Source organism: Thalassospira sp. NFXS8, assembly GCF_040148805.1.
Classification (GTDB): domain Bacteria; phylum Pseudomonadota; class Alphaproteobacteria; order Rhodospirillales; family Thalassospiraceae; genus Thalassospira.
This window is the reverse complement of sequence record NZ_JAGEMF010000005.1, coordinates 233,426-254,420: the sequence shown is the minus strand read 5'-3', so window position 1 is coordinate 254,420 and position 20,995 is coordinate 233,426. Positions and strand designations below refer to the sequence as shown.

The 20,995-nt window shown below is 53.3% G+C and carries 16 protein-coding genes; 5 read left to right on the top strand and 11 right to left on the bottom strand.

Annotation, left to right across the window (positions count from 1 at the left end):
* Window positions 1–15: 15 nt before the first annotated feature.
* From iolB to J4E05_RS21560, 8 genes are all read right to left on the bottom strand, one after another.
* Window positions 16–819 carry a 5-deoxy-glucuronate isomerase gene (gene iolB / locus J4E05_RS21595; protein WP_349600043.1) on the bottom strand — a complete coding sequence of 268 codons (804 nt, stop codon included), beginning with the start codon at window positions 817–819 and terminating at the stop codon, window positions 16–18.
* Window positions 819–1,724, bottom strand: a complete 906-nt coding sequence (gene iolE / locus J4E05_RS21590) for a myo-inosose-2 dehydratase (protein WP_349600040.1) — start codon at window positions 1,722–1,724, stop codon at window positions 819–821. The genes iolB and iolE overlap by 1 nt, the downstream gene beginning before the upstream one ends.
* A 6-nt stretch (window positions 1,725–1,730) precedes the next feature.
* Window positions 1,731–3,560: a 3D-(3,5/4)-trihydroxycyclohexane-1,2-dione acylhydrolase (decyclizing) gene (gene iolD / locus J4E05_RS21585; protein ID WP_349600037.1), complete on the bottom strand. Its 1,830-nt coding sequence runs from the start codon at window positions 3,558–3,560 to the stop codon at window positions 1,731–1,733.
* Window positions 3,557–5,467, bottom strand: coding sequence for a bifunctional 5-dehydro-2-deoxygluconokinase/5-dehydro-2-deoxyphosphogluconate aldolase (locus J4E05_RS21580; protein WP_349600034.1), 1,911 nt, complete (start codon window positions 5,465–5,467; stop codon window positions 3,557–3,559). Before J4E05_RS21580 ends, iolD begins: the two co-directional genes overlap by 4 nt.
* On the bottom strand, window positions 5,467–6,246 hold the full coding sequence (locus J4E05_RS21575; protein WP_085594025.1) for an ATP-binding cassette domain-containing protein: 780 nt from the start codon (window positions 6,244–6,246) through the stop codon (window positions 5,467–5,469). The genes J4E05_RS21580 and J4E05_RS21575 overlap by 1 nt, the downstream gene beginning before the upstream one ends.
* Complete coding sequence (locus J4E05_RS21570; RefSeq protein WP_085594027.1) at window positions 6,246–7,343, bottom strand: ABC transporter permease; 1,098 nt, start codon at window positions 7,341–7,343, stop codon at window positions 6,246–6,248. Before J4E05_RS21570 ends, J4E05_RS21575 begins: the two co-directional genes overlap by 1 nt.
* 88 nt (window positions 7,344–7,431) lie before the next feature.
* A complete protein-coding gene (locus J4E05_RS21565; RefSeq protein ID WP_085594076.1) occupies window positions 7,432–8,382 on the bottom strand; it encodes a sugar ABC transporter substrate-binding protein in 951 nt (316 codons plus the stop codon).
* Between the two features lie 208 nt (window positions 8,383–8,590).
* Entirely contained in the window at window positions 8,591–9,415 is an 825-nt protein-coding gene (locus J4E05_RS21560) for a MurR/RpiR family transcriptional regulator (protein ID WP_349600029.1), read from the bottom strand.
* A 101-nt stretch (window positions 9,416–9,516) separates the two neighbouring features.
* Here J4E05_RS21560 and J4E05_RS21555 point away from each other — a divergent pair, with 101 nt between their 5' ends.
* From J4E05_RS21555 to torA, 4 genes are all read left to right on the top strand, one after another.
* Window positions 9,517–10,647 (top strand): Gfo/Idh/MocA family protein, encoded by a 1,131-nt coding sequence (locus J4E05_RS21555; protein WP_085594031.1) that lies wholly within the window; start codon window positions 9,517–9,519, stop codon window positions 10,645–10,647.
* Window positions 10,648–11,054: 407 nt separating this feature from the next.
* Window positions 11,055–12,746, top strand: coding sequence for a c-type cytochrome (locus tag J4E05_RS21550; protein ID WP_349600026.1), 1,692 nt, complete (start codon window positions 11,055–11,057; stop codon window positions 12,744–12,746).
* A complete protein-coding gene (locus J4E05_RS21545; protein WP_349600024.1) occupies window positions 12,743–13,405 on the top strand; it encodes a TorD/DmsD family molecular chaperone in 663 nt (220 codons plus the stop codon). Before J4E05_RS21550 ends, J4E05_RS21545 begins: the two co-directional genes overlap by 4 nt.
* A 20-nt stretch (window positions 13,406–13,425) precedes the next feature.
* Window positions 13,426–15,912, top strand: coding sequence for a trimethylamine-N-oxide reductase TorA (gene torA / locus J4E05_RS21540; RefSeq protein WP_349600022.1), 2,487 nt, complete (start codon window positions 13,426–13,428; stop codon window positions 15,910–15,912).
* A 317-nt stretch (window positions 15,913–16,229) separates the two neighbouring features.
* Here the strand turns inward: torA and J4E05_RS21535 are convergent, their stop codons facing one another.
* A complete protein-coding gene (locus tag J4E05_RS21535; RefSeq protein WP_085594037.1) occupies window positions 16,230–16,694 on the bottom strand; it encodes an Lrp/AsnC family transcriptional regulator in 465 nt (154 codons plus the stop codon).
* 142 nt (window positions 16,695–16,836) lie between these two features.
* On the opposite strand from J4E05_RS21535, the gene hppD reads away from it, so the two are divergent.
* The gene (gene hppD, locus J4E05_RS21530; RefSeq protein WP_349600019.1) at window positions 16,837–17,949 is read left to right on the top strand and encodes a 4-hydroxyphenylpyruvate dioxygenase; all 1,113 of its coding nucleotides are present in this window, start codon (window positions 16,837–16,839) and stop codon (window positions 17,947–17,949) included.
* 63 nt (window positions 17,950–18,012) lie between these two features.
* Here the strand turns inward: hppD and J4E05_RS21525 are convergent, their stop codons facing one another.
* Window positions 18,013–19,641, bottom strand: coding sequence for a WG repeat-containing protein (locus tag J4E05_RS21525; RefSeq protein WP_349600016.1), 1,629 nt, complete (start codon window positions 19,639–19,641; stop codon window positions 18,013–18,015).
* Window positions 19,638–20,810: a hypothetical protein gene (locus tag J4E05_RS21520; protein ID WP_349600013.1), complete on the bottom strand. Its 1,173-nt coding sequence runs from the start codon at window positions 20,808–20,810 to the stop codon at window positions 19,638–19,640. The genes J4E05_RS21525 and J4E05_RS21520 overlap by 4 nt, the downstream gene beginning before the upstream one ends.
* Between the last annotated feature and the right edge of the window lie 185 nt (window positions 20,811–20,995).

Genomic DNA, 20,995 nt, shown 5'->3' with positions numbered 1-20,995 from the left:
TTCATTCGCGCCAGCTTATTTGCTGTCGCGCTGATAAATCCAGTCGTGATCGGGGTGGTTCTGGAACCGCCATTTGCGCATCGGCCCGGCCATGACATTAAGGTAATACATTTCATAGCCATAAGGGGATCCGCAGGGGTGATGGCCCTTGGGCACCAGCACCACGTCCCCGCTTTGCACGGCCATGGTCTCATCCAGTTCGCCGTCTTCGGTGAAAACACGTTGAAAGCCAAAACCCTGTTCCGGGTTCAAACGGTGATAATAGGTTTCCTCAAGATAAGTCATCTCGGGGTAATTATCTTCATCGTGGCGGTGCGGCGGATAGGACGACCAGTTGCCTTGCGGTGTGAAAACCTCGGTCACCAGCAGGCTGTCGGCCACATCGGATTCCTCCATCGCAATCGGATGGATATATCGGGTGTTGCCACCTTTGCCGCGCTCTACCATTTCTATGTCGCGAATAACACGGGCGGGATAATTGCCTTTGCCCGGTGCCGTGCAAACCGCAAGGGTGCATTTGGTGGTGGCCTGTGCGCTCCAGGTGCTGTCATTCGGGGCATAAACGCAATGGGGGGATTTGCGTTCAAACACACTCATGCGGTCGCCAAGTTCGCCAAAATTCTGGTCATCGACCGAAATGTCGGCTTTGCCCTCCACCAGTACCAAAATAACTTCGCGATCATTGGTAGGTTCACTGGCGGTTTCGCCCGGCTCCAGGTGATAAAGCCCAAATCCGACATAACCCCAATTCGCCGATTGGGCGGTAATGTCATGGACTTTGCCATGTGTGCCGTTGGGTTTGCGTAGAAGGTCGGCCATCAGGCGTCTCCTTTATCCAGTCCGGTTTCTTTGGCCATCGCGCGCAGCGATTTCAGGCCAAGGGTTTGATATTCAAGCGGGTTGCGAACGGCAGGATCCTGTTCGGCTTCAATCACCAGCCAGCCGCTATAGCCATGTTCGGCAGCAATTTTTAATACCGGTTCAAAGGCAACTTCGCCGTCGCCATCACCGGGTACAGTAAACACGCCGCGTCGTACGCCTTCCAGGAAGCTGAGTTTTTCACCTTCGACCTGCTGGCGAATGACCGGGCGCACATTTTTGCAATGAATATGCCCAACGCGATCCATATATTTGCGCGCGACTTCTTCAGGGTTGGCACCGCCAAACAGGGCATGCCCGGTATCAAGCAACAAATGCGTTGCCGGGCCGGTATGGGCCATAAAGGCGTCAATCTCATCGCCACTTTCAACGATGGTGCCCATATGATGATGATAGACCAGCGTAATGCCCTGATCGGCGCAATGTTGGGCAATGGCTTCCACATCGGCCCCAAATTTTGCCCATTGGTCGGCCGGCAAAACCGGGCTGTCGGCCAGGGAAGCAGCATCATTGCCATGAATGGCATTGGATGTTTCGCACACAATGCACACCTTGCAGCCCATCGCCTTGAGCAGGTCCAGATGCGGCTGAATGGCCTTTTTTTCGTCTTCGACCGAATGGGTCAAAAGATTGAGCGAATGCCAGCCGGACACGAATTTAAGGCCGTTTGGCTCAAGGGCTGCTTTTAGAGCAGCCGGTTCGGTCGGCATTTTGTGGCCTTTTTCAATGCCGTCAAAGCCGATCTCGCCTGCCTGGCTCAGGCAGGTTTCAAGCGAAATATCCGCGCCAAGCGTTTGGTCGTCATCGTTGGACCAGGCAATCGGGTTGGTGCCATAAAGAATCATGGGGACTTAATCTCCGGGGCGCTGGTTTTTCAGCGCGTTTTGGTAATTTTCGTGGGCTTCATTCACACTGGGGCGCACCGAGACCTCGGGTATGGCAACGTCCCACCAATGACCACCGGCCTCGGTCGAAGGCAGGGGATCGGTATCAATGACAATGGCATAGGATTTATCGGCCGCACGGGCGCGGACCATGGCTTCTTCCAATTCGGTAATGGAGGAAACCTTTTCGGCAATTGCGCCCATCGATGCCGCATGGGCGGTAAAATCAATCGATGAAGGTTCAACATGGCGGGCGGTATCAAGCAGGTTGTTAAAGCTTTCCCCGCCAGTGGCCATTTGCAGGCGGTTGATGCAGCCAAAGCCACGATTATCGAGAATAACCGTGATGATCTTGTGGCCCAGCATCACACTGGTCGCGAGTTCGGAATTCATCATCATATAGGAGCCATCGCCAACCATCACGACAACCTCCTGATCGGGGCGGGCCATTTTAACACCCACGCCGCCAGCAATTTCATAGCCCATGCAGCTGTAACCATATTCAACATGGTAGCCATTGGGTTTTGCCGTTTTCCAAAGTTTGTGCAGCTCGCCGGGCAGGCCGCCGGCGGCACAAACCAGAATGCCGTCTTCGTCCAGGCTGCGCTGAACGGCACCAATCACCTGCGCATCGGTGGGCAGGTGATTGCCGGTGGGGGTGGCGGTTGCCGCATCAACAGCGGAAATCCAGTCCTGTTTAAGGGCGGCATCGGGCCGGTCAAAGCAATGGTCACCCAAGGCGCGGGAAAGTTCTTCCAAGGTGGCCTTGGCATCGCCAATCAGCGGCAGGGCATTGTGTTTGGTGCCATCGAAGGCGGCAACGTTAATGCCCAAAATACGCCGATCCGGGTGTTTAAACAGCGCCCAGCTACCGGTGGTGAAATCCTGCAAGCGCGTGCCAACTGCGATGATCAAATCGGCATTTTCGGCAACCGCATTGGCACTGCTGGCCCCGGTAACACCAATGGAGCCCAAATTGAGCGCGTCATCCCACGGCAGCGCCGATTTGCCAGCCTGGGTTTCACCAACGCCAATGCCGTGTTTATGGGCAAAGTCGCGCAGGGTTGTGCAGGCATCGGCATAATGCACGCCGCCACCGGCAATAATCACCGGGCTTTTCGCCTGTTTAAGGGCGGTAACGGCAGCATCAAGTTCGTCCTGGTCCGGCCGCGGGCGGCGCGGTTTCCAGGTTTTGGGGGTAAAAAAGCTTTCCGGCCAGTCATAGGCCTCGGCCTGCACATCCTGGCAAAAGGCCAGTGTGACTGGGCCGCAATCGGCGGGGTCGGTCAGGGTGGCCATGGCGCGCGGCAGGGCGGTTAATAAATGTTCGGGCCGTGAAATGCGGTCAAAATAACGGCTGACGGGTTTAAAGCAGTCATTGGCGCTAATCGTGGCGTCGTTGAAATCCTCGATCTGCTGCAAAACCGGGTCCGGCGCACGGTTGGCAAATACATCACCCGGGATCAGCAAAACCGGCAGGCGGTTGACATGGGCCAGGGCCGCTGCCGTTATCATATTGGTCGCACCCGGGCCGATGGATGTGGTTACAGCCATGGCGCGTTTGCGGTTTGATGCCTTGGCATAGGCAATCGCGGCATGCGCCATGCCCTGTTCATTATGGGCGCGCCATGTTGGCAGGGCATCGCCAATACCATGCAGGGCTTCGCCAATGCCGGCAACATTGCCATGGCCAAAAATGGCCCAGCAACCGCCGAAAAACGGCACGTTATCGGCGTTATATTGCACACTTAAATACCGCACCATTGCCTGGGCGGCAGTCAAACGAATGGTGTTCACGCCGTTCCTCCGCTATTTTTTCGTGCCTGGTCCCATGACTGGCACAGGGCACGGTATTTGTCGGCCATTTGTGCAATGGCCGTTTGATCATCAATCGTCCCGGTCAGCCATTCACGGGCTGTTCCGGCAAAAATCGTCCGTCCCACGGCAAAACCGCGCACCAGTTCGTGGCGGGCTGCCGCTTCAAAGCTGGCGGCGAGTTCCTCGCTGGGGGCTTCCAGGCCCAGAACCACCACACCCCGGCAATAGGGATCATTCTGTGCAATCGTGTCGCAGGCATGGCGCCATGCGGCATCGCTTTTCATCGGTTCCAGTTTCCACCAGTCGGGGTAAACGCCAATGTCATAGAACCGCTGAATGATCTTTGCCGTGGTCTGATCATCGCATGGCGCAACCTTTGATGGAATGATCTCCAGCAAAAATTCCAGGCGATTGGCCCGTCCGGCATCAAAAAGGCGTAGAATGGTTTCTTCCTGCTGGGCCTTCATCGCGTCATCATCATCGGGATGATAAAAACACAACACCTTGATGACATTTTCCACCGGCCATTCGGCCAGCTTGCTGCCCAGATCCGGGCCGATTTCAAGCTGCAACGGGCGTGATCCCGGCAGTTCAACCGGGCGACCAATCCAAAGCCCTTTGCCCGCTGCGGCATAAAGCGCATCGCGGCCCAAACGACCATCGCATAACAGGCCATAACCGGGTTTGCCGTCGGCCACGGTTTCAACCGCGTTCAGGCACAGTTTCTTAAACGGACCAATTTTATCGCGTGATACGCCCAGTTCATCGGCCATATCTTCCAGTTGCATGCGGTGGTCAAAGGCAAATACCCGCATTTCGGGCCAGTCACCCGTGCGGTTGGTGGCCCAATGAACCTGTTCAAGTTCCGCATCATGGCGGAGCGCCGGGGTTTTCATGCCGCGTTTAAAGAAAAACTGCAATTCTTCCCAACTGGGATAGGCCGGGGTGCAGCCATGGCGCGACACGGCAAAGGCTCCGCAGGCATTGGCATATTTAAGGCTGGTTTCCCAATCCTCGTCCGTCAGCCAGCCTTTTAACAGGCCCGACATAAAGCCGTCGCCCGCCCCCAATACGTTAAAAACATCAACCGGGAAGCCGGGGCCGGAAATACCATCATCCAGGCTGTTGCCAATGTCGCCACTAAAGGCCGAAGCCCCCATGGGGCCGCGTTTGCATACCAGTGTGGCCGATGAAAGGGCGCGGACATTGCGCAGGGCGGCCAAGGTATCGGTCGTGCCCCCGGCAATATGGAATTCTTCCTCGGTCCCGACAATCAGGTCAAACAGATGCAGGGTGGCCTGCAATTCCGCCGTGACCTTTTCCGAGGCAATGAAACGGTTTTCACCATCCCCATGCCCCGAAAGCCCCCATAAATTGGGCCGGTAATCAATATCCAGGGCTGTTTTGGCCCCGTTGGCACGTGCCAGCTCCAGCGCCTTTAACACGGCCGCACGGGTGCGCGGATGCGAAAGATGGGTGCCTGTTACGGTGACACAGCGGCTTTGGGCGATGAAATCGGGGTCGATATCATCTTCACACAGCGCCATATCGGCACAGTTTTCGCGGTAAAATATCAGCGGGAACTGTTCCTGGTCGCGAATGCCCAATAAGACAAGGGCCGTCAGGCGTTCGGGGTCGGTAATAACCCCTTGCACATCAACCCCTTCGGCAATCAGCTGTTCGCGAATGAACCGGCCCATATGTTCGTCGCCAACCCGGGTAATCAGGCCCGATTTAAGGCCGAGCCGGGCGGTGCCACACGCCATATTGGTGGGCGATCCACCAATATATTTGTTGAAGGATGCCATGTCCTCCAGGCGGCCGCCAATTTGCGCTCCGTACAGGTCGACCGATGATCGGCCGATGGTAATGACATCCAGGGTCATCAAATGGTTCCTCCCAGCGATCCTTCAAGTTCGGCCAGTTCCTGCCCGCCTGCCATCAAATCCTGCAATTCTTCGGGTTTGATGTCGCCGCGCATGGCGGTGCCGTGGGTTTGCCCGCGATTAAGCACGGTAAACCGGTCGCCAACGGCCATGGCATGACGCACATTGTGGGTAATAAACACAACGCCGATCCCGGCCTTGCGTACCCGGTCAATGGTGGCCAGAACGTTTGATGTTTGCCGCACGCCCAGGGCCGATGTTGGTTCGTCCAAAATCAACACTTTGGCCCCAAAATGAACAGCACGGGCAATAGCAACACTTTGGCGTTCGCCCCCCGAAAGGGTGCCAACGGCCTGATCTGCTTCGCGCAGATTAATGCCCATGCGGGCCATTTCTTCAAATGTGATGCGGTTTGCTGTTTTAAAATCGATCCATTTAAACGGACCAAACCCCTTGCGCGGTTCGCGTCCCATCCAGAAATTGCGGGTAACCGACATCAGCGGAATCATCGCCAGATCCTGATACACCGTCGCAATCCCGGCGGTCATGGCATCGCGCGGGGTGGCAAAGCTGACTTCCTTGCCATTGACGCGCATCACGCCGCCGGTTGGTTTATGCACGCCCGACATGGTTTTAATAAAGGTCGATTTCCCGGCACCATTATCGCCGAGAAGGCAGTGGCATTCACCGGCATAAATATCGAAGGACACGCCACCCAGTGCAATCACGGGGCCAAAATTCTTTTTGATGTTGTCCATTTCCATCAAGGGTGTTGCCATCACCGTTCTCCTGTAATCATGCGGCGGATATAGGTGTTCATAATCACAGCCAAAATCAGGATCGTGCCCAGGAATACCCGGAACAACGAACTTTCGGCCCCGGCAAAAAACAGCCCCTGTTGCACAACACCAAATATCAGGGCCCCTAACGCCGCCCCGATGACAGAGCCATATCCACCGGTCAAAAGGGCACCGCCGATAACCACGCAAATGATGGCTTCAAATTCCTTAAGCAAGCCTCGGTCCGCTGCGGCCGAGCCAAACTCCATGACCTGACAGGTGGCAAAAACAGTGGCGCAAAAGGCGGTGAACATGAACATCAGGATTTTTACCCGATCGACCGGCACGCCCACATAACGGGCTGCCTTGGCATCCCCGCCGGCGGCGAAAATCCAGTTGCCAAAACGTGTGCGGGTCAGCAGGAAATGCCCAAAAATGACCAGCACAATCGCCCAGACGACCAGCATCGGAATGCCTTCAACAATCGGCTGTCCGGCCCGTGTGCCACGGGTAAAGGTGCCAACCCAGCCCATATCGCCGAACCACTGGAACAAATCCTTGAAAATCACGCCACCAAATAAAAAGGCCAGCGGGTCGCCCACGGCGGCTTCTTTTACACCGCCAATAATGGTTTGGCGGGTGGTGGTGATGGATAACCAGATGGTTAGGCCGCGCAGAATATATAAAAATGCCAGGGTAACGATAAAACTGGGCAAGCCGGTTTTGATCACCAGAAACCCGTTTAATGCGCCAATTGCCATTGCAATAACAAAGGCAGCAATGATGGCGGCCCATACCGGCCAGCCCATATGTACGGAAAGAATGGCGATAACCACACCGGAAAAACCGATCATGGAGCCGACGGAAAGGTCAAACTCGCCTGCAATCATCAACAGGCAGGCACCAACGGCAATGATGGCAAATTGTGCCGAAACCACGGTCCAGTTTTTGATGCCTTCCGGCGCGAACATGCCGCTATCGCCTGCAATCATCAAAAAGAACACAAAAACCAGAATTGCACCGCAAATCGCGCCCAGTTCGGGCCGGATCATGGCACGACGAAGGCTTGAGACTTGCTTTAATCGCTCGTCCGTCATGGCATTACTCTTGTATTTTGGGAAGGGAGAGTTGCCAGGGGGCGGCGGTGTTTGCACGCCCCCTGACGGGAGGAAAAAGGTTCAGGTTTTAACGGTATTCGCCCGCATATTTTTCAACCAGGCCAATATTGTCTTTGGTAATGAAACCGGGGCCTGAATTGATGTCGCCCGACGGAAGGACGCCATAACGGACATAGTTGGTCAGGATCACAACCGGCAGATAACCTTGCAGGTAGGGCTGTTGGTCAATTGCAAAGTCGATATCGCCTTTTTTGATGCCATCGGCAATTTTGGCCGACAGATCGAACGTGCCAAACGGAATGGCACCGTTCATGCCCAGTTCCCGCAGGGCATCAAGGGTCGGTTCAGCCGAATTCGGGCCAAGTGCCAAAACAGCGCCAACGTCCTGATGGGAATTAAGATAAGCCGAAACCTTGTTTTTCACTTCCGACGGGTCCATGCCGGTATCAATCATCTGGTCGCCCAGTTTGGTGCCAATCGCTTCGGCAAAGCCACGGCAACGTTCAACCGATGCCGGGTTGGTGATGTAATGGTTCACACAAACAAATGATTTAACACCTTTGGCCGCCATGCGCTTGCCTGCACCAAAACCGGCATCATATTCCGGCTGGCCGACATGCATCAGCGCGCCAAGCTCGTGCGATTGTTCGATCGTGCCGGAATTAATCGTGATGACCGGGATGCCTTTGGCAATGGCGTCTTCGACCGGGCCTTTCAGCACATTAAAATCGGCGATGGTAACAATGATACCATCAGGGTTGGATGCCGCTGCCTGTTGAACAATGCGGGCCATGTCGGCAAGGTCGCCGGTGGGCGGGTTGCGGTATTCAACATTCACGTCCATCTGGTCGCCGGCAATTTTGATGGCGTTTTTGATCACGTTCCACCAGCTATCTGAGTCCGGTGCATGGCTGATCAGAACAAAATTTTCGCCGGCTGCCTGCGCACTGGTGGCAGATGTGGCCAACCCGGCAAATGCCACGGTTGCGGCGGCAATCGCGGTCAGTGTCTTTTTCATTTTCATCTTGGTCCTAGCCTCCCTATCGGCTTTTGGTCGGAACACCGTTGTAGGATCGGTGCGATGGTTCTGTGCCGTTGTCTCGGCATTTTGCTTTACGGCTTCTTGTTGCGGCGGACCGCTTGGCAAAAAAGGAAAGTGTTTTGCTTTCTCTTCATGTTTCGGATGGAATTTTTATTCCATTAAAAATGAAATGCAACAGAATTTTCTATTTTTCTGTTTGGTCACGTCGCGCCCCAATCGCAACTGCAAGGGAAATAGCCAGCGACAGCGTTGCCGAAAGGGCGCGAAACGCCCCGACATCGACCTCGGTGACGTGCAAGGTCAGCGCACGCAATTTCTGAAGCGGGCTGGTGACGGTGTCGGTTATGGCAATGACTTCATTGCCGAGTCCGCGGGCATATTGTGCGAGTTCCACGGTTTCCTGCGAATAGGGGGCAAAGGTAATGGCGATGAGAACGTCGCCTTTACGAATGGTGTGGCGGTGGTTCAGTTTGCCAACGCCATCGTGGAAAACGGCGGGAATATCCATTTTTTCCAGCGCATAGGACAAATAGGACGCGACTGGAAAGGCCCGGCGCAGTCCGATGATGTGGATCATGGGCGCATGGGCCAGCAAATCGACCGCCTGTTCCAGCGTTTCCGGGTTGATCGAGGATGCCAGATTTTCCAGCGACAGCCGCCCGGCCTCGACAAATTCGGCCAACAAGGCCGATGGGCTATCGGCCCCCGATGCCTTTAAATTATCCAGCCGTGTGGCGTAATCCGGCCATTTCAGGGCATAGGTTTCGCGAAACATTTTTTGCATGTCGCTAAAGCCGGAAAAGCCCATTAACTGGCAAAACCGCATAAAGGCCGATGGCTGCACACCGGCGGCAGCAGAGAGTTCGGCGACGGTAGAAACTGCAATGCGGTCGGTGTTTTGGGCGATGTAATCGGCACATTGACGCAGGCGTTTGGGCATCGATTCGGAGATATCGAGCAAGCGGTGATTAAATTCTTCCAACGAAACGGGGGCGGTTTGATCGCTCATGTCGTGCCTTTTTTGTTTTTTCTTGACGAATGACATGTTCCATGGTCATCCAGATTATAGAACAAAAATTCTATTTTTATTTGGGCGAGGAGTCTAGGAAAATGAGCAGCATTGGCGTGGGCCTGATTGGAACCGGTTTTATGGGCAAGGCCCATGCGCTGGCTTATGGGGCGGCAAAGGCCGTTATGGGGGATGTGCCCGACATTCGGATGGAAGTTTTATGCGAAACGCCGCTTGATAAGGCGCAAAAAATGGCCGACCAGTTTGGCTTTGCGCGTGCCACCGATAACTGGCGCGATTTGCTGACCGACCCGGCGATTGATGTTATTTCCGTTACTACGCCCAATATGCTGCATCATGAAATGGCGCTGGCCGCGATTGCGGCGGGCAAACATGTCTATTGCGAAAAGCCACTGGCCTTAACGTTGGATCAGGCGCGCGCAATGCGCGATGCCGCTGTCCGCGCCGGGGTGAAAACGATGGTCGGTTATAATTACATCCATAACCCGGCCTTTACCCATGCCTGTCGGCTGGTAAAATCGGGGGCCATTGGCCGGGTGGTGCATTTTCGTGGCTGGGTAGACGAAGATTATCAGGCCGACCCCAACCTTCCCTGGACATGGCGCAGCACCATTGCCGATGCCGGGTTGGGGGCCTTGGGCGATATGGGCTGCCATCTGGTTTCTATGACCTATGGCTTGCTTGGTCCGGTCAACAGCCTGATTGGCGATATGCAAACCGTGCACGAAACCCGCCCGCTGGCCGATGGTTCCGGCCATGCCCGCGTTGAAAACGAAGATACCGCAACCGCGCTGATCCGCTTTGAAAGCGGGGTGCAGGGCAGTATATCAACATCACGGTCGGCCTGGGGGCGCAAAAGCCGTCTGGCATGGGAAGTTCACGGCAGTGAAGGCATGATTTGTTATGATCAGGAACGCATGAATGAATTGCAGCTTTATCAAAATACCGGCAACCCGGCCGAGCAGGGCTTTAAAACCATTCTGACCAATCCCCATCATGCACCTTATGGTCACTTCTGCCCCGCACCGGGCCATCAGTTGGGCTTTAACGACCTTAAGGTCATCGAATGTGCCACGTTCCTGTCTGCCCTTGCCAAGGGCGAGGATGCCTATCCGAATTTCAACGATGCCTTTGAATTTGAAAAGGTTATTCATGCCGTTGCAACCTCCGCCCGTGAAGATCGGCGCGTAAAACTGGCCGATTTTGACTGAGCCATTTTATCAGCGAGTCGTTTCATCGGAATGTCTGAAAGTTAGATAAATTCCCCGTTCTTCCCTTTTTGTTGGCTGTTCGACCCGGGTGGATTTGATCTGGTGGTTGGCGAGACCATTTTAATAGAAATGGAATTTCAACCTGCCGGTTCCTCCCCTGTGGTCGGTCAGGCCCCCTTTTGCGCCTTTTTGTCAAGGAAGCGTACTTTCCCCATCTCATCCGCATAATCCTTGGTAGGGGGGCGAAGAAAATTACATCTTTGCGGCGAAATAACCTTACTTGGTATAGGGATATTTAGGTTTATAGTGCGGCGCAGGATTTAAAACATCAATTGATTTCAATGAGTTGTTCATTGTTATCATTCCAATGTTTTGCATTGCAACAATGGGTGATGGGGAAGATTAATATGTTTCGAAAATCGTCTGGACTTGCCAGGAAATTATCCATTTGGCTTGCCGCGCTTGCTATTTTGGGCGTGGCTGGATTTGTCGTCCTTACGTCTCCCTGGACCTGGTCACTATTTTACCCGACGCCTGATGTTGCGGATGCGGGCCCGGCGAACCTGGAGAATGGCCGCGAGATGTTTCTTGTGGGGGACTGTTCGACATGTCACGCGACGCCAGGCAAGAAAGACCCGCTTGATCTTGGGGGTGGGCACGCGCTCACAACTGATTTTGGTACTTTCTATATGCCAAATATCTCGCCCGACAAGACAGATGGTATCGGGAACTGGACCCTGGCTGAATTTACCCGTGCATTGCGCGAGGGTGTTGGCCCGGACAGTATCATGCCAGATGGTGAAAACCTTTATCCGGCGTTCCCTTATACGTCCTATCAGCATATGACGGCCAATGATGTGCGCGACCTGTTCGCCTATCTCAATACCCTGGATCCCGTACAAAGCCAGGTGCCGCCACATGACCTGAAATTTCCCTTCAATATGCGTCGCGGCGTTGGCGTTTGGCGCCTGGCGTTCCTCAACGGCAAGCAAGTTGTTGACGGCCAGCCAAAACCGCTGGAAGTCGCACCCGTCAATAACGACCCGATGAAGCCGGTTGATATTCTGTCGAAAAGTGAAGATATTCTGGCGCGCGGTCGTTATCTGGTAGAAGGTGCCGGGCATTGTGCCGAGTGTCACTCGCCGCGTACCATTGCGGGCAATATCCCCTCGGACATGCGCTTTAGTGGCGGGCCGCAAGTTTCGGGCGTTGGCTATTATCCGAATATTACGCCGTCCGAAACCGGCATCGGTTCATGGACTGCCAATGAAATCACCAATTACCTGAAAAGTGGCGTAAGCCCGGTGGGCCAGATTGCAGCAGGCGACATGGCCGAGGTGATCGAAAACACCTCGCAGCTTTCTACTGCTGATCGCTACGCGATTGCGGTCTATCTCAAGACCTTGCCCGCAGTTGATCATCCTGCCCCTGGCGTGCCGGAACCGAACCGGACATCTAAACTGGTCATGCTGCCCAAGCAGAAGGCCAAGCCGGTAGTCCTTCCTGTTTCTTCTCCGGAAGACATCGCGCAGGCAAAAACCGTGAATGTGGTTTACACCAAATCGCTTTTCCTTGACCCGGCAGATGTGACCAAAGCGGATGCCGAACCGGCAGGCAAGCTGATTGGTGGCACCGAAATGGAAATCCTTGAACGCAAGGACGACCTGATCAAGGTGAAAATCACCGGTTGGCAGCCCGAGGGTGTTAAGGCTGTGCTCTATGCACTAAAGGGGCAGCGGATCCTGGAGGCCGTTCTCGATAAGTCGGCAATCGCAGCCCTTGAGACCGGCAAGACGGAAATTTCTGCCAATACCGGACAGACGTGGGGTCAGGCCTCGTTGACGGGGTGGACAAAGGCCGATGGCGTCATCGTGAACACCGAAAAATTGTGGGACTTCTCGTCGGCATTGTTCAACAAAACATGTTCTGCCTGCCATACCCAGCCCGAAACAGGCGCCTATCTTGCTAATCAATGGGTCGGGACCATCAACGCAATGCGGCGTTTCACGTCTCTTAATGATGACCAGTACCATCTTGTCCTGGCCTATTTGCAGAACCATTCGAAGGATGTGAACCCGGACGGGGAGGGCGAGAAATGAGTATCGCAGTAGCCCGTGAGACCGAAACTTTAATGCACGTGCCCCATCCTGATCGTGAATCGACTGCTTTTTTTGCCGATTGGCTGGCAGGGCTGTTTATGGGGCCGCTTGATGCCGAGGCGATTGCCGCCTTTCAGAACGGTTCGGCGTCGGAACTTCTGGATGCCTTCTGCGCAGCTTTTGGCTGCGAGGAGGCCGGTGCAAGGTTGCAAACTGCCTTGGCCGGTCCGGCATCGGAAACTGCGCTGGCGTTATCGCGTCGTTTTCTGCGCATGTTCGAAGGGCTCGCCGGTCCTGAAATGATCGTTCTTTATGAAAGCGGACATGTCGGTAACGGCCTGTTGTTTCAGGAACCGGTTACCAGAATGCGTGAAGTTTTACGCGAGATCGATATGTGGGTTGCGCCGGATTGTTGTGAACCTGCCGACCATCTTTCGATCGAACTGAGTGCGCTTGCCGAGGCACTTCGGCAAGGCCGGGGCGACATTGTTTCTGCCCTGGTTCAGCGATTGCAAAACTGGGTGCCCGGTCTTGTTGCCAAAATTCGCAAAACGGATCCACAGGGTTTTTATGGCGCTGTGGCCATTATTCTTTCTGCCTTCCTTGTCTGGCTGGCAGATGATCGACTGTACTTCTCGCAAGGGGATGAGACGTTATGAGCAAGGAACAGAAAAAATCTATGTCCAGCAATAATGGATCGTCAACATTTCCGTCGATATCGCGTCGGCGCTTTATGCAAAGTGCTGCTGCTTTGGGCGCGCTTAGTGCTGTCGGAACACCTTTGCTTGGCCGGGGCGCTTTTGCCGCCGAGCCGAAAAAGGCAACACTGACAGGCAGCCATTGGGGCGCCTTTCGCGGCCATGTCGAGGATGGACGGTTTACCAGCATAACGCCGTGGGAGGGCGACAAATACCCGTCTCCCCAGTTGGCGGGGGTGCGTGATTCGGTTTATTCGCCGTCACGCATCAAATATCCGATGGTGCGTCGGGCATGGTTGGAAAACGGTCCTGGTGCCGATCCGGCCGGGCGCGGTACGGATGATTTCGTTCGGGTAAGCTGGGAGAAGGCTGTTGAGCTTGTTGCCAACGAACTCGTCCGGGTAAAAGAGAAATATGGGCCGACCGCAGTCTATGGTGGCTCCTATGGCTGGAAAAGCCCGGGCAAGATGCACAACTGCCAAACGCTTTTGCGCCGTTTGTTGAACCTTAATGGCGGCTTTACCAACTCGTCCGGTGACTATTCAACCGGTGCTGCCCAGGTTATCCTGCCTTACGTTGTTGGCTCGATCGAAGTTTACGAGCAATGCACAACCTGGCCGGTTGTTGCCGAGAATACCGAACTTATGGTGTTCTGGGGATCCAACCCGTTACGCAATTCTGAAATTTGCTGGGCCGTTGCCGATCACGGGTCCTTTGCTGGCATGGACCAACTTAAAAGGGCAGGGACCAAATCGATCTGTATTGATCCGATATACACCGAAACCGCGCAGAAGCTGGGATCGGAATGGATCAAACCGCGGCCGCAAACCGACGTGGCGATGATGCTGGGCATTGCCCATACGCTTTATAGCGAAGGGCTGCATGATCAGAAGTTCCTCGACAAATATACTTCCGGTTTTGATCTTTTCCTGCCCTACCTTCTGGGCAAGGATGACGGACAGCCCAAAACGGCCGAATGGGCTTCGGAGATTTGCGGCGTCGATCCGGAAACCCTTAAGGATCTGGCCCGTCGCTTTGCAAAACAGCGCACCATGCTGGCCCTGGGCTATTCCACCCAGCGTCAGCACCATGGTGAGCAAGTACACTGGATGCTGATTACGCTGGCCTCCATGCTGGGCCAGATCGGTCTTCCTGGCGGTGGTTACGGTCTGAGCTATCACTATGCATCGGGCGGTGCACCAACGCATACGTCGCCGTCTTTGCCTGCAATTTCGGATACCCCCGGCGCGGTTGCACCAAGTGGCGGTCCTGCCTGGCTTGCCGGTGGTGGCGCTGCTTCGATCCCGGTTTCCCGGTTCGCCGAAACGTTGCTTAACCCGGGCAAGACAATGGATTTCAATGGTGGCCAGGTCACCTTGCCGCTTATCAAGCTGGCTTACTGGGTTGGTGGGAATCCTTTCTCGCATCAGCAGGACCGCAACGAGATGGTCAGGGCCTGGCAGCAACTCGAGACGTTCATCGTTCACGACTTCCAGTGGACGGCAACAGCACGTCACGCGGATATTGTCCTGCCTGCCACCACATCCTACGAACGTGATGATATTTCGGTTATCGGCGATTATGCGATGAGTCATATCTTGCCGATGAAAAAAGTCGTCGATCCGGTTTTCGAGGCAAAGTCGGATTACGATATCTTTACCGCCATCGCCCAGAAGATGGGCCAGGGCTATACCTATACCGAAGGCAAAACGCCGATTGACTGGATCCGTGGTTTCTACGAGGCCGCCAAGATTGAATCCCGTGCTCGTGGTATGGAAATGCCGGTTTTTGAAGTATTCTGGGAGAGTAACGAGGCGCTTGAATTCCCGCTGGCGGACGCAAATAAGAATTACGTTCGCTATGCGGATTATCGCAAGGATCCGTTACTCAACGCGCTTGGCACCGCAACCGGCAAGATCGAGGTCTATTCCCACGATATTGCCAAAATGAAGTATGATGACTGTCCGCCCCATCCGACATGGATGGAGCCGGTCGAGCGTCTTGGCGGGCCAGGCGAGGCATCGCAGAAGTATCCTTTGCATGTTGCGGCAATTCATCCGGTCTTGCGTTTGCACTCCCAGCTTTGCGGAACTTCCCTGCGCGAAAGTTATGCTGTGCAGGGGCGTGAACCTTGCTGGATGAACCCGGAAGATGCCAAGGCCCGTAACCTGAAGGATGGCGATTTGGTTCGGGTCTTTAATGATCGGGGGCAAATCCTTGCCGGTCTGGTGGTGACAGATGTCATTATGCCAGGTGTGATTCGCATTGACGAGGGCGGCTGGTACAACCCGGTTGACCCGCGTACACCGGGCAGCCTTGATAGCTACGGTGATGTCAACAATCTTACCGTCGGTATTTCGACATCGAAATTGGCTCAGTCAAACTGTGGTCAAACGGGTAACGCCGAGGTCGAGAAATTCGAGGGTGTTCCGCCCAAGGTAACGGTGTTTGACGCTCCGGCCGCCTGATCGTATTGTGTGAAAGCGTAAGCAGAAAAAGCCCCGGGGTCAGTTTAAAGACCCCGGGGCTTTTGGTTGTGCTTTGATCAGGAACGCATGAACGAATTGCAGTTTTATCAAAATACTGCCGATGGCCCGGCGCAGGTTTTAAAACCATCATCACCAGCCTGCTCAACACTCCTTATGGCAACTTCCATCCGCGAAGTTTGGCCTGTGCGCCTGGCCGATTTTGATTGACGGTCTGTTTATCGCGTGTTTTTGGCCAGCCTGGAAATATTGTGCAACGGGCGGTCACTATGGCTGCCCATTGAAGTTTTTATGCACATTCATTGCACGGCCAAACCTTCAAAATCCTTCAGCACATTCAGGACAATGGATGTTTTAACGTGTTGAACCGAATCATGGGGCAGCAGCACGTCATTCACAAAACGCGATAGGTCATTCAAATCGCGGGTGACAACTTTCAGGTGATAATCCATCTCGCCGGTCAGGGCATAGGCTTCCAGCACTTCGGGTAAATCGGCCAGTAATTCGCCAAATCGTTTGGCATTGTCGCGGTTATGGGTGGCCAGTGTCACCGAAATCACCACCATCAGGCCCAGCCCCAGTTTCTGTCGGTCAATTGCGGCGTGATAGCCGGAAATAAAGCCTTCGGCCTCCAGCCTTGTCCGCCGGCGAGAACATTGCGAGGGCGACAGCGCGATGCGATCCGAAAGCTCGTTATTGGTCAGGCGGCCATCTTTTTGTAGTTCGGCCAGAAGCTTCAGGTCCATTTTATCAAGATGCGTCATGTGTGCGCCATTTTGGGTTTTAATGCGTATTTCATGCAAAATTTTGCCAGAAGTGCCCAAGAATGCAAGCACATTGCACGGGTTTAAGTGCAAGATTGAGGCAAGTTAATAATTAGACAAATACAAAATCAGGAGACTTCCTATGGGTCCGTTCCCGCACGATGCCCCTCGCGCCACCATTAGCGATGAAAACCCCGCTGGTACCGATGGTTTTGAATTTGTTGAATTTTCCCATGACGATCCAGAAAAGCTCGCCGTGCTCTTTGATCGCATGGGTTATGTGCCGGTTGCCAAACATAAAACCAAAAACATCACCGTTTGGCGGCAGGGCGATATCAACTATATCGTCAATGCCGAGCCAGGCTCGCATGGCATGAAGTTTGTGGAAAAGCATGGTCCGTGCGCGCCTGCAATGGCGTGGCGTGTGGTGGATGCCAAACATGCCTTTGATCATGCGGTTGCCAATGGCGCCGAACCCTATAAAGGCGATGATAAAACCCTGGATGTTCCGGCCATTGTTGGCATTGGTGGTTCGCTGATTTATTTTATCGATAAATATGGTGAAACCGGTTCCACCTACGACGCCGAGTTTGACTGGATCGGCGAACGGGACCCGAAACCCGAAGGGGTTGGTTTCTACTTCCTCGACCATCTGACCCACAATGTCTTTCGTGGCAATATGGACAAATGGTGGGATTTCTACCGCAATCTGTTCAACTTCAAACAGATCCACTTTTTTGACATTGCGGGTAAAATGACAGGGCTGGTCAGCCGTGCCATCACCTCGCCGTGCGGCAAAATTCGTATTCCACTTAATGAATCGACCGATGATAACAGCCAGATCGAGGAATATCTGAAAAAATACAAAGGCGAGGGTATTCAGCATATCGCGGTTGGCACCGATGGCATTTACGAAGCGACCGACAAACTGGCCGCCAACGACCTTAAATTCATGCCCGGCCCGCCCGAGGTGTATTACGAGCAGTCCCATGAGCGCGTAAATGGCCATGATGAACCGATTGAGCGGATGAAAAAACACGGCATCCTGATTGATGGTGAAGGGGTGATTGATGGCGGCATGACGAAAATTCTGCTGCAAATCTTCTCGAAAACCGTCATCGGCCCGATCTTTTTCGAATTCATTCAGCGCAAAGGCGACGAAGGCTTTGGCGAAGGCAATTTCCGCGCCCTGTTTGAAAGCATTGAAGAAGACCAGATCCGCCGGGGTGTTTTGAAGGTGGATGCCGCAGAATAAAACCGTTCGTACTGGTGCCAGAGGTGCGTGAACAGGTGCGCCTCTGGCTTTTTGTTTTCGTGTTTATCTCACATAATGTCCATTTTTATCAAAATACAGTACGTCACCATCTGAAAATTCGACCCGGGCAAGTCCCTTTTCAAACGGATCGGCGTCTTTCGCCTCTATGGGGGCAAAGGCAAACTGGCCGTCAAAACCGTAATACCCAAACAAATACTCGTCATCATCATTTCGGTCGGCGTTGGACTGAAGCACGAATAACCCTTCCGAATAACCCTGATAGTGCCAGTTCTCGGGCAGGGACATTTTCAGCTTCATTCGGGTATCGTACACAAAGTCCTGTTCCACATCATTTTCTTTCCGGGTCAGAACCAGATAACCGTCATAGAACCTGAAATCTGATGGTTCAAAGCCAAAGAAGTCTGCGGCATTGCCTTCCTGCACCAGGGTCTCGCCGCGCGAATTAATGATCGTCCATTTTTTGATATTTTCTGTGAATGTTGTGTGCGAGACGGTGCTGCCAGAACAACGCCCGCTGCAAAGTCCGAACATTGGGACGTCTATTTCCCGCGTGCCGACAATTTTTTTAACAAGGCCAATTCCGTTCAGGCTTGCGCTACAGTTTGTATATTCCGCCTCCAGCACAACCTTGCCCTGCTTATCCTTGTACCCACAGCGATAGTCATTTCCGTCGTCAACTGAAAAATCAACAAGTTCATCGAGCGGCGAGGGCAGGCAAGCGCGATAACCGACAAGGGCTTCGGGGGCGTCTTCAAACCCATCGGGTTTATGAAAAGCCGGGCAGTTTTCAATTTGTTGTTTTAGATCTGCCGCCCGCGCCATCAAAGCCTCATTCACCGGTATATCGGTTGGAAAACGGTCCTGTATTTGTTCTAGGCGTTGTGTGCGAAACGTGCTTTCAAACAGGTTCTGGATGTCTGCTTCGCTGATTTCTTTTGCCGGGTCGGCGGGTATGTCGTTTTGGCGCGTGCGGGCCTGGTCGAGTTTGTCCTGTGCTATTTTCTGGTCGCGCTTCGCAAGCCATTCTCCAACCGCATACAGATTAATGTGCGACTTTTGCACTTCGTGCAGTGCGTTAGTTTGGACCTTGCCGGTTTTTAACAGGTCTCGATAATAGGATTTTGCGCGTGTTGAGGCGTCTGAAAGTTCAAATCCGCTGCTTTGGAATAGATCGTCCCAGCTTGGACTGCCGGGGATATTAAAGCTAACATCCGGGTCACCCGAGGCCCCAAAAATACCGGGGTCACATTCGACCCACACATTCTCAAAAAGGCTTGGGGAAAATTTCAGGTCAACGCTGTAAAGCTCGATCTCTTTGGCAATGTCATCAGGCACATAGGTGCCGACACCTTTTATGGTCGAGACAAAACTGTTGTTGGTTTCGGCTTTTTTGAAAGTCCAGTTTGCCGTGCAATAAACAACAGGTTCCCCCCACAGGGTATAAATTAGCAGTTTTGCCCGAATATCAACCCAGGCCGTTCCTTCCCCTGTTGCGTCCCATCCGTCTAACATTGGCGCGGGGAAACGAACCTGCACATCTTTAAAGGTAATGACGTCGGATTCCACGCGGTTAATACGGGTGATGTCCTCGTCATCGGCAAAGGCGGAGGTATGGAAGTGTAAAATCAGGGCAATGATTAAAAACACAAACCGGATTGATGCAAATTTCACAACTCGTTCCCCCGGGCAAGTATCTGGGCCTCGTTCTTAAAAGCAGCGCAGTCTCCCGACAGGGCGAGATAGGTATTGGCATAATCTTTGGTGTATTGTGCAAAAAATTCGGTTGATGTTGAATATCGTTCTGAATGGGAAAGTTTTTGCACCATATAGGCGTAATAGAAATAATAGCTGCCCGGCAGATCGCTGGTCTCTTTGCGGGCGCGCCCCATATATTGCAAGCCCAGTTCGAAATCCTTTTCTTTAAAGGCATACGCCGCAAACCGAATAAGGTTTTGGGCAGCTGTTTTTTTATCGTCAAAAAGGATTTGTTCGACTTCCCTGGCGTGGGCAATTTTTTTGTCTGTCAGGTTGAACGTAAGGTATTTGGGTAAAGTGACTTTCGGTGTTTTCTTTTGCAACAGGCCCAAACGATACATCAGGGCGGGAAGGGCCTTTGGGGTGCAAGATGCGTTTTCTGTGTCGGAAACACTTTCCGGGACCATGACCATAAGGTTTTTACGAAAGATCCTGGCGTCCCAGATGTCAGAATAAACAAGGACCGCCATCGATAAAAGCGGAACGGCAACTATGCAACACGCTTTGAAAAATCTGCTGACCCGATAGGCATCCTTATCGCGACCGGTAATAAGCCGTAAAAGCCCATAAAACGCCAGCAAGATGGCAAAGGCGGCCAATATTTGCTCGATAAAAAGCCAGTTCCCCTTGCCAAGCCATTTGGTGGCCAGCATCAAACCGACAATGATTGTCGCCCAGCCGATGTTTTCGTTTCGGCTGAGCAGGAAATTGCCGGTCACAATGACCGCTATAAAGGCAATGATGCGAAAACTGGTATCAAGAAACGTATCTGGACCAAATTGCGTGATCAACCACCCGTTTGCCAGCAGAACAAGCCACAGCGCACCTGGTAATATGATATCGGTTATCTTGTTTTCGTATGTTGGTTGATTGGCTTTGGCCTCTGGTGCGGCAGGCTTTTCTGTTTCTGTGTTGTCCGGTGTTTCGTCATTTTCTGTTGCCAGATCAATAAAACCGGCACTGGCAGAATAGTGAAAATCACTTTTGCATAACGGGCAAATGATTTTCAGGACTTTATCCCTGAGGGGTATTCGGGTGGGTTCATCGCACACCGGACAGTTAATAACGATCTTCTGCTCATCCATTACCAATGTCCGATTTTGTACTATAGGATTGTATAATCCTATATATCGATCCGGTTGATTTTGGAATGGATTATTGCGATTGAATCAGTGTGTTAGATAATCATTCGACTGGTTTTTTCTTGATGAAAAAACAGAACCCCGGATTTTACCCGGGAAAACCCGGGGTTCACAACATCTCGTCGACA

What these genes read in the sequence shown, in the direction of transcription:
- iolB (WP_349600043.1), bottom strand. Translation starts at nt 819, where the DNA reads ATGGCCGACCTTCTACGCAAACCCAACGGCACACATGGCAAAGTCCAT.
- iolE (WP_349600040.1), bottom strand. Translation starts at nt 1,724, where the DNA reads ATGATTCTTTATGGCACCAACCCGATTGCCTGGTCCAACGATGACGAC.
- J4E05_RS21580 (WP_349600034.1), bottom strand. Translation starts at nt 5,467, where the DNA reads ATGACCCTGGATGTCATTACCATCGGCCGATCATCGGTCGACCTGTAC.
- J4E05_RS21575 (WP_085594025.1), bottom strand. Translation starts at nt 6,246, where the DNA reads ATGGCAACACCCTTGATGGAAATGGACAACATCAAAAAGAATTTTGGC.
- J4E05_RS21570 (WP_085594027.1), bottom strand. Translation starts at nt 7,343, where the DNA reads ATGACGGACGAGCGATTAAAGCAAGTCTCAAGCCTTCGTCGTGCCATG.
- J4E05_RS21565 (WP_085594076.1), bottom strand. Translation starts at nt 8,382, where the DNA reads ATGAAAAAGACACTGACCGCGATTGCCGCCGCAACCGTGGCATTTGCC.
- J4E05_RS21560 (WP_349600029.1), bottom strand. Translation starts at nt 9,415, where the DNA reads ATGAGCGATCAAACCGCCCCCGTTTCGTTGGAAGAATTTAATCACCGC.
- J4E05_RS21555 (WP_085594031.1), top strand. Translation starts at nt 9,517, where the DNA reads ATGAGCAGCATTGGCGTGGGCCTGATTGGAACCGGTTTTATGGGCAAG.
- J4E05_RS21550 (WP_349600026.1), top strand. Translation starts at nt 11,055, where the DNA reads ATGTTTCGAAAATCGTCTGGACTTGCCAGGAAATTATCCATTTGGCTT.
- J4E05_RS21545 (WP_349600024.1), top strand. Translation starts at nt 12,743, where the DNA reads ATGAGTATCGCAGTAGCCCGTGAGACCGAAACTTTAATGCACGTGCCC.
- torA (WP_349600022.1), top strand. Translation starts at nt 13,426, where the DNA reads ATGTCCAGCAATAATGGATCGTCAACATTTCCGTCGATATCGCGTCGG.
- J4E05_RS21535 (WP_085594037.1), bottom strand. Translation starts at nt 16,694, where the DNA reads ATGACGCATCTTGATAAAATGGACCTGAAGCTTCTGGCCGAACTACAA.
- hppD (WP_349600019.1), top strand. Translation starts at nt 16,837, where the DNA reads ATGGGTCCGTTCCCGCACGATGCCCCTCGCGCCACCATTAGCGATGAA.
- J4E05_RS21520 (WP_349600013.1), bottom strand. Translation starts at nt 20,810, where the DNA reads ATGGATGAGCAGAAGATCGTTATTAACTGTCCGGTGTGCGATGAACCC.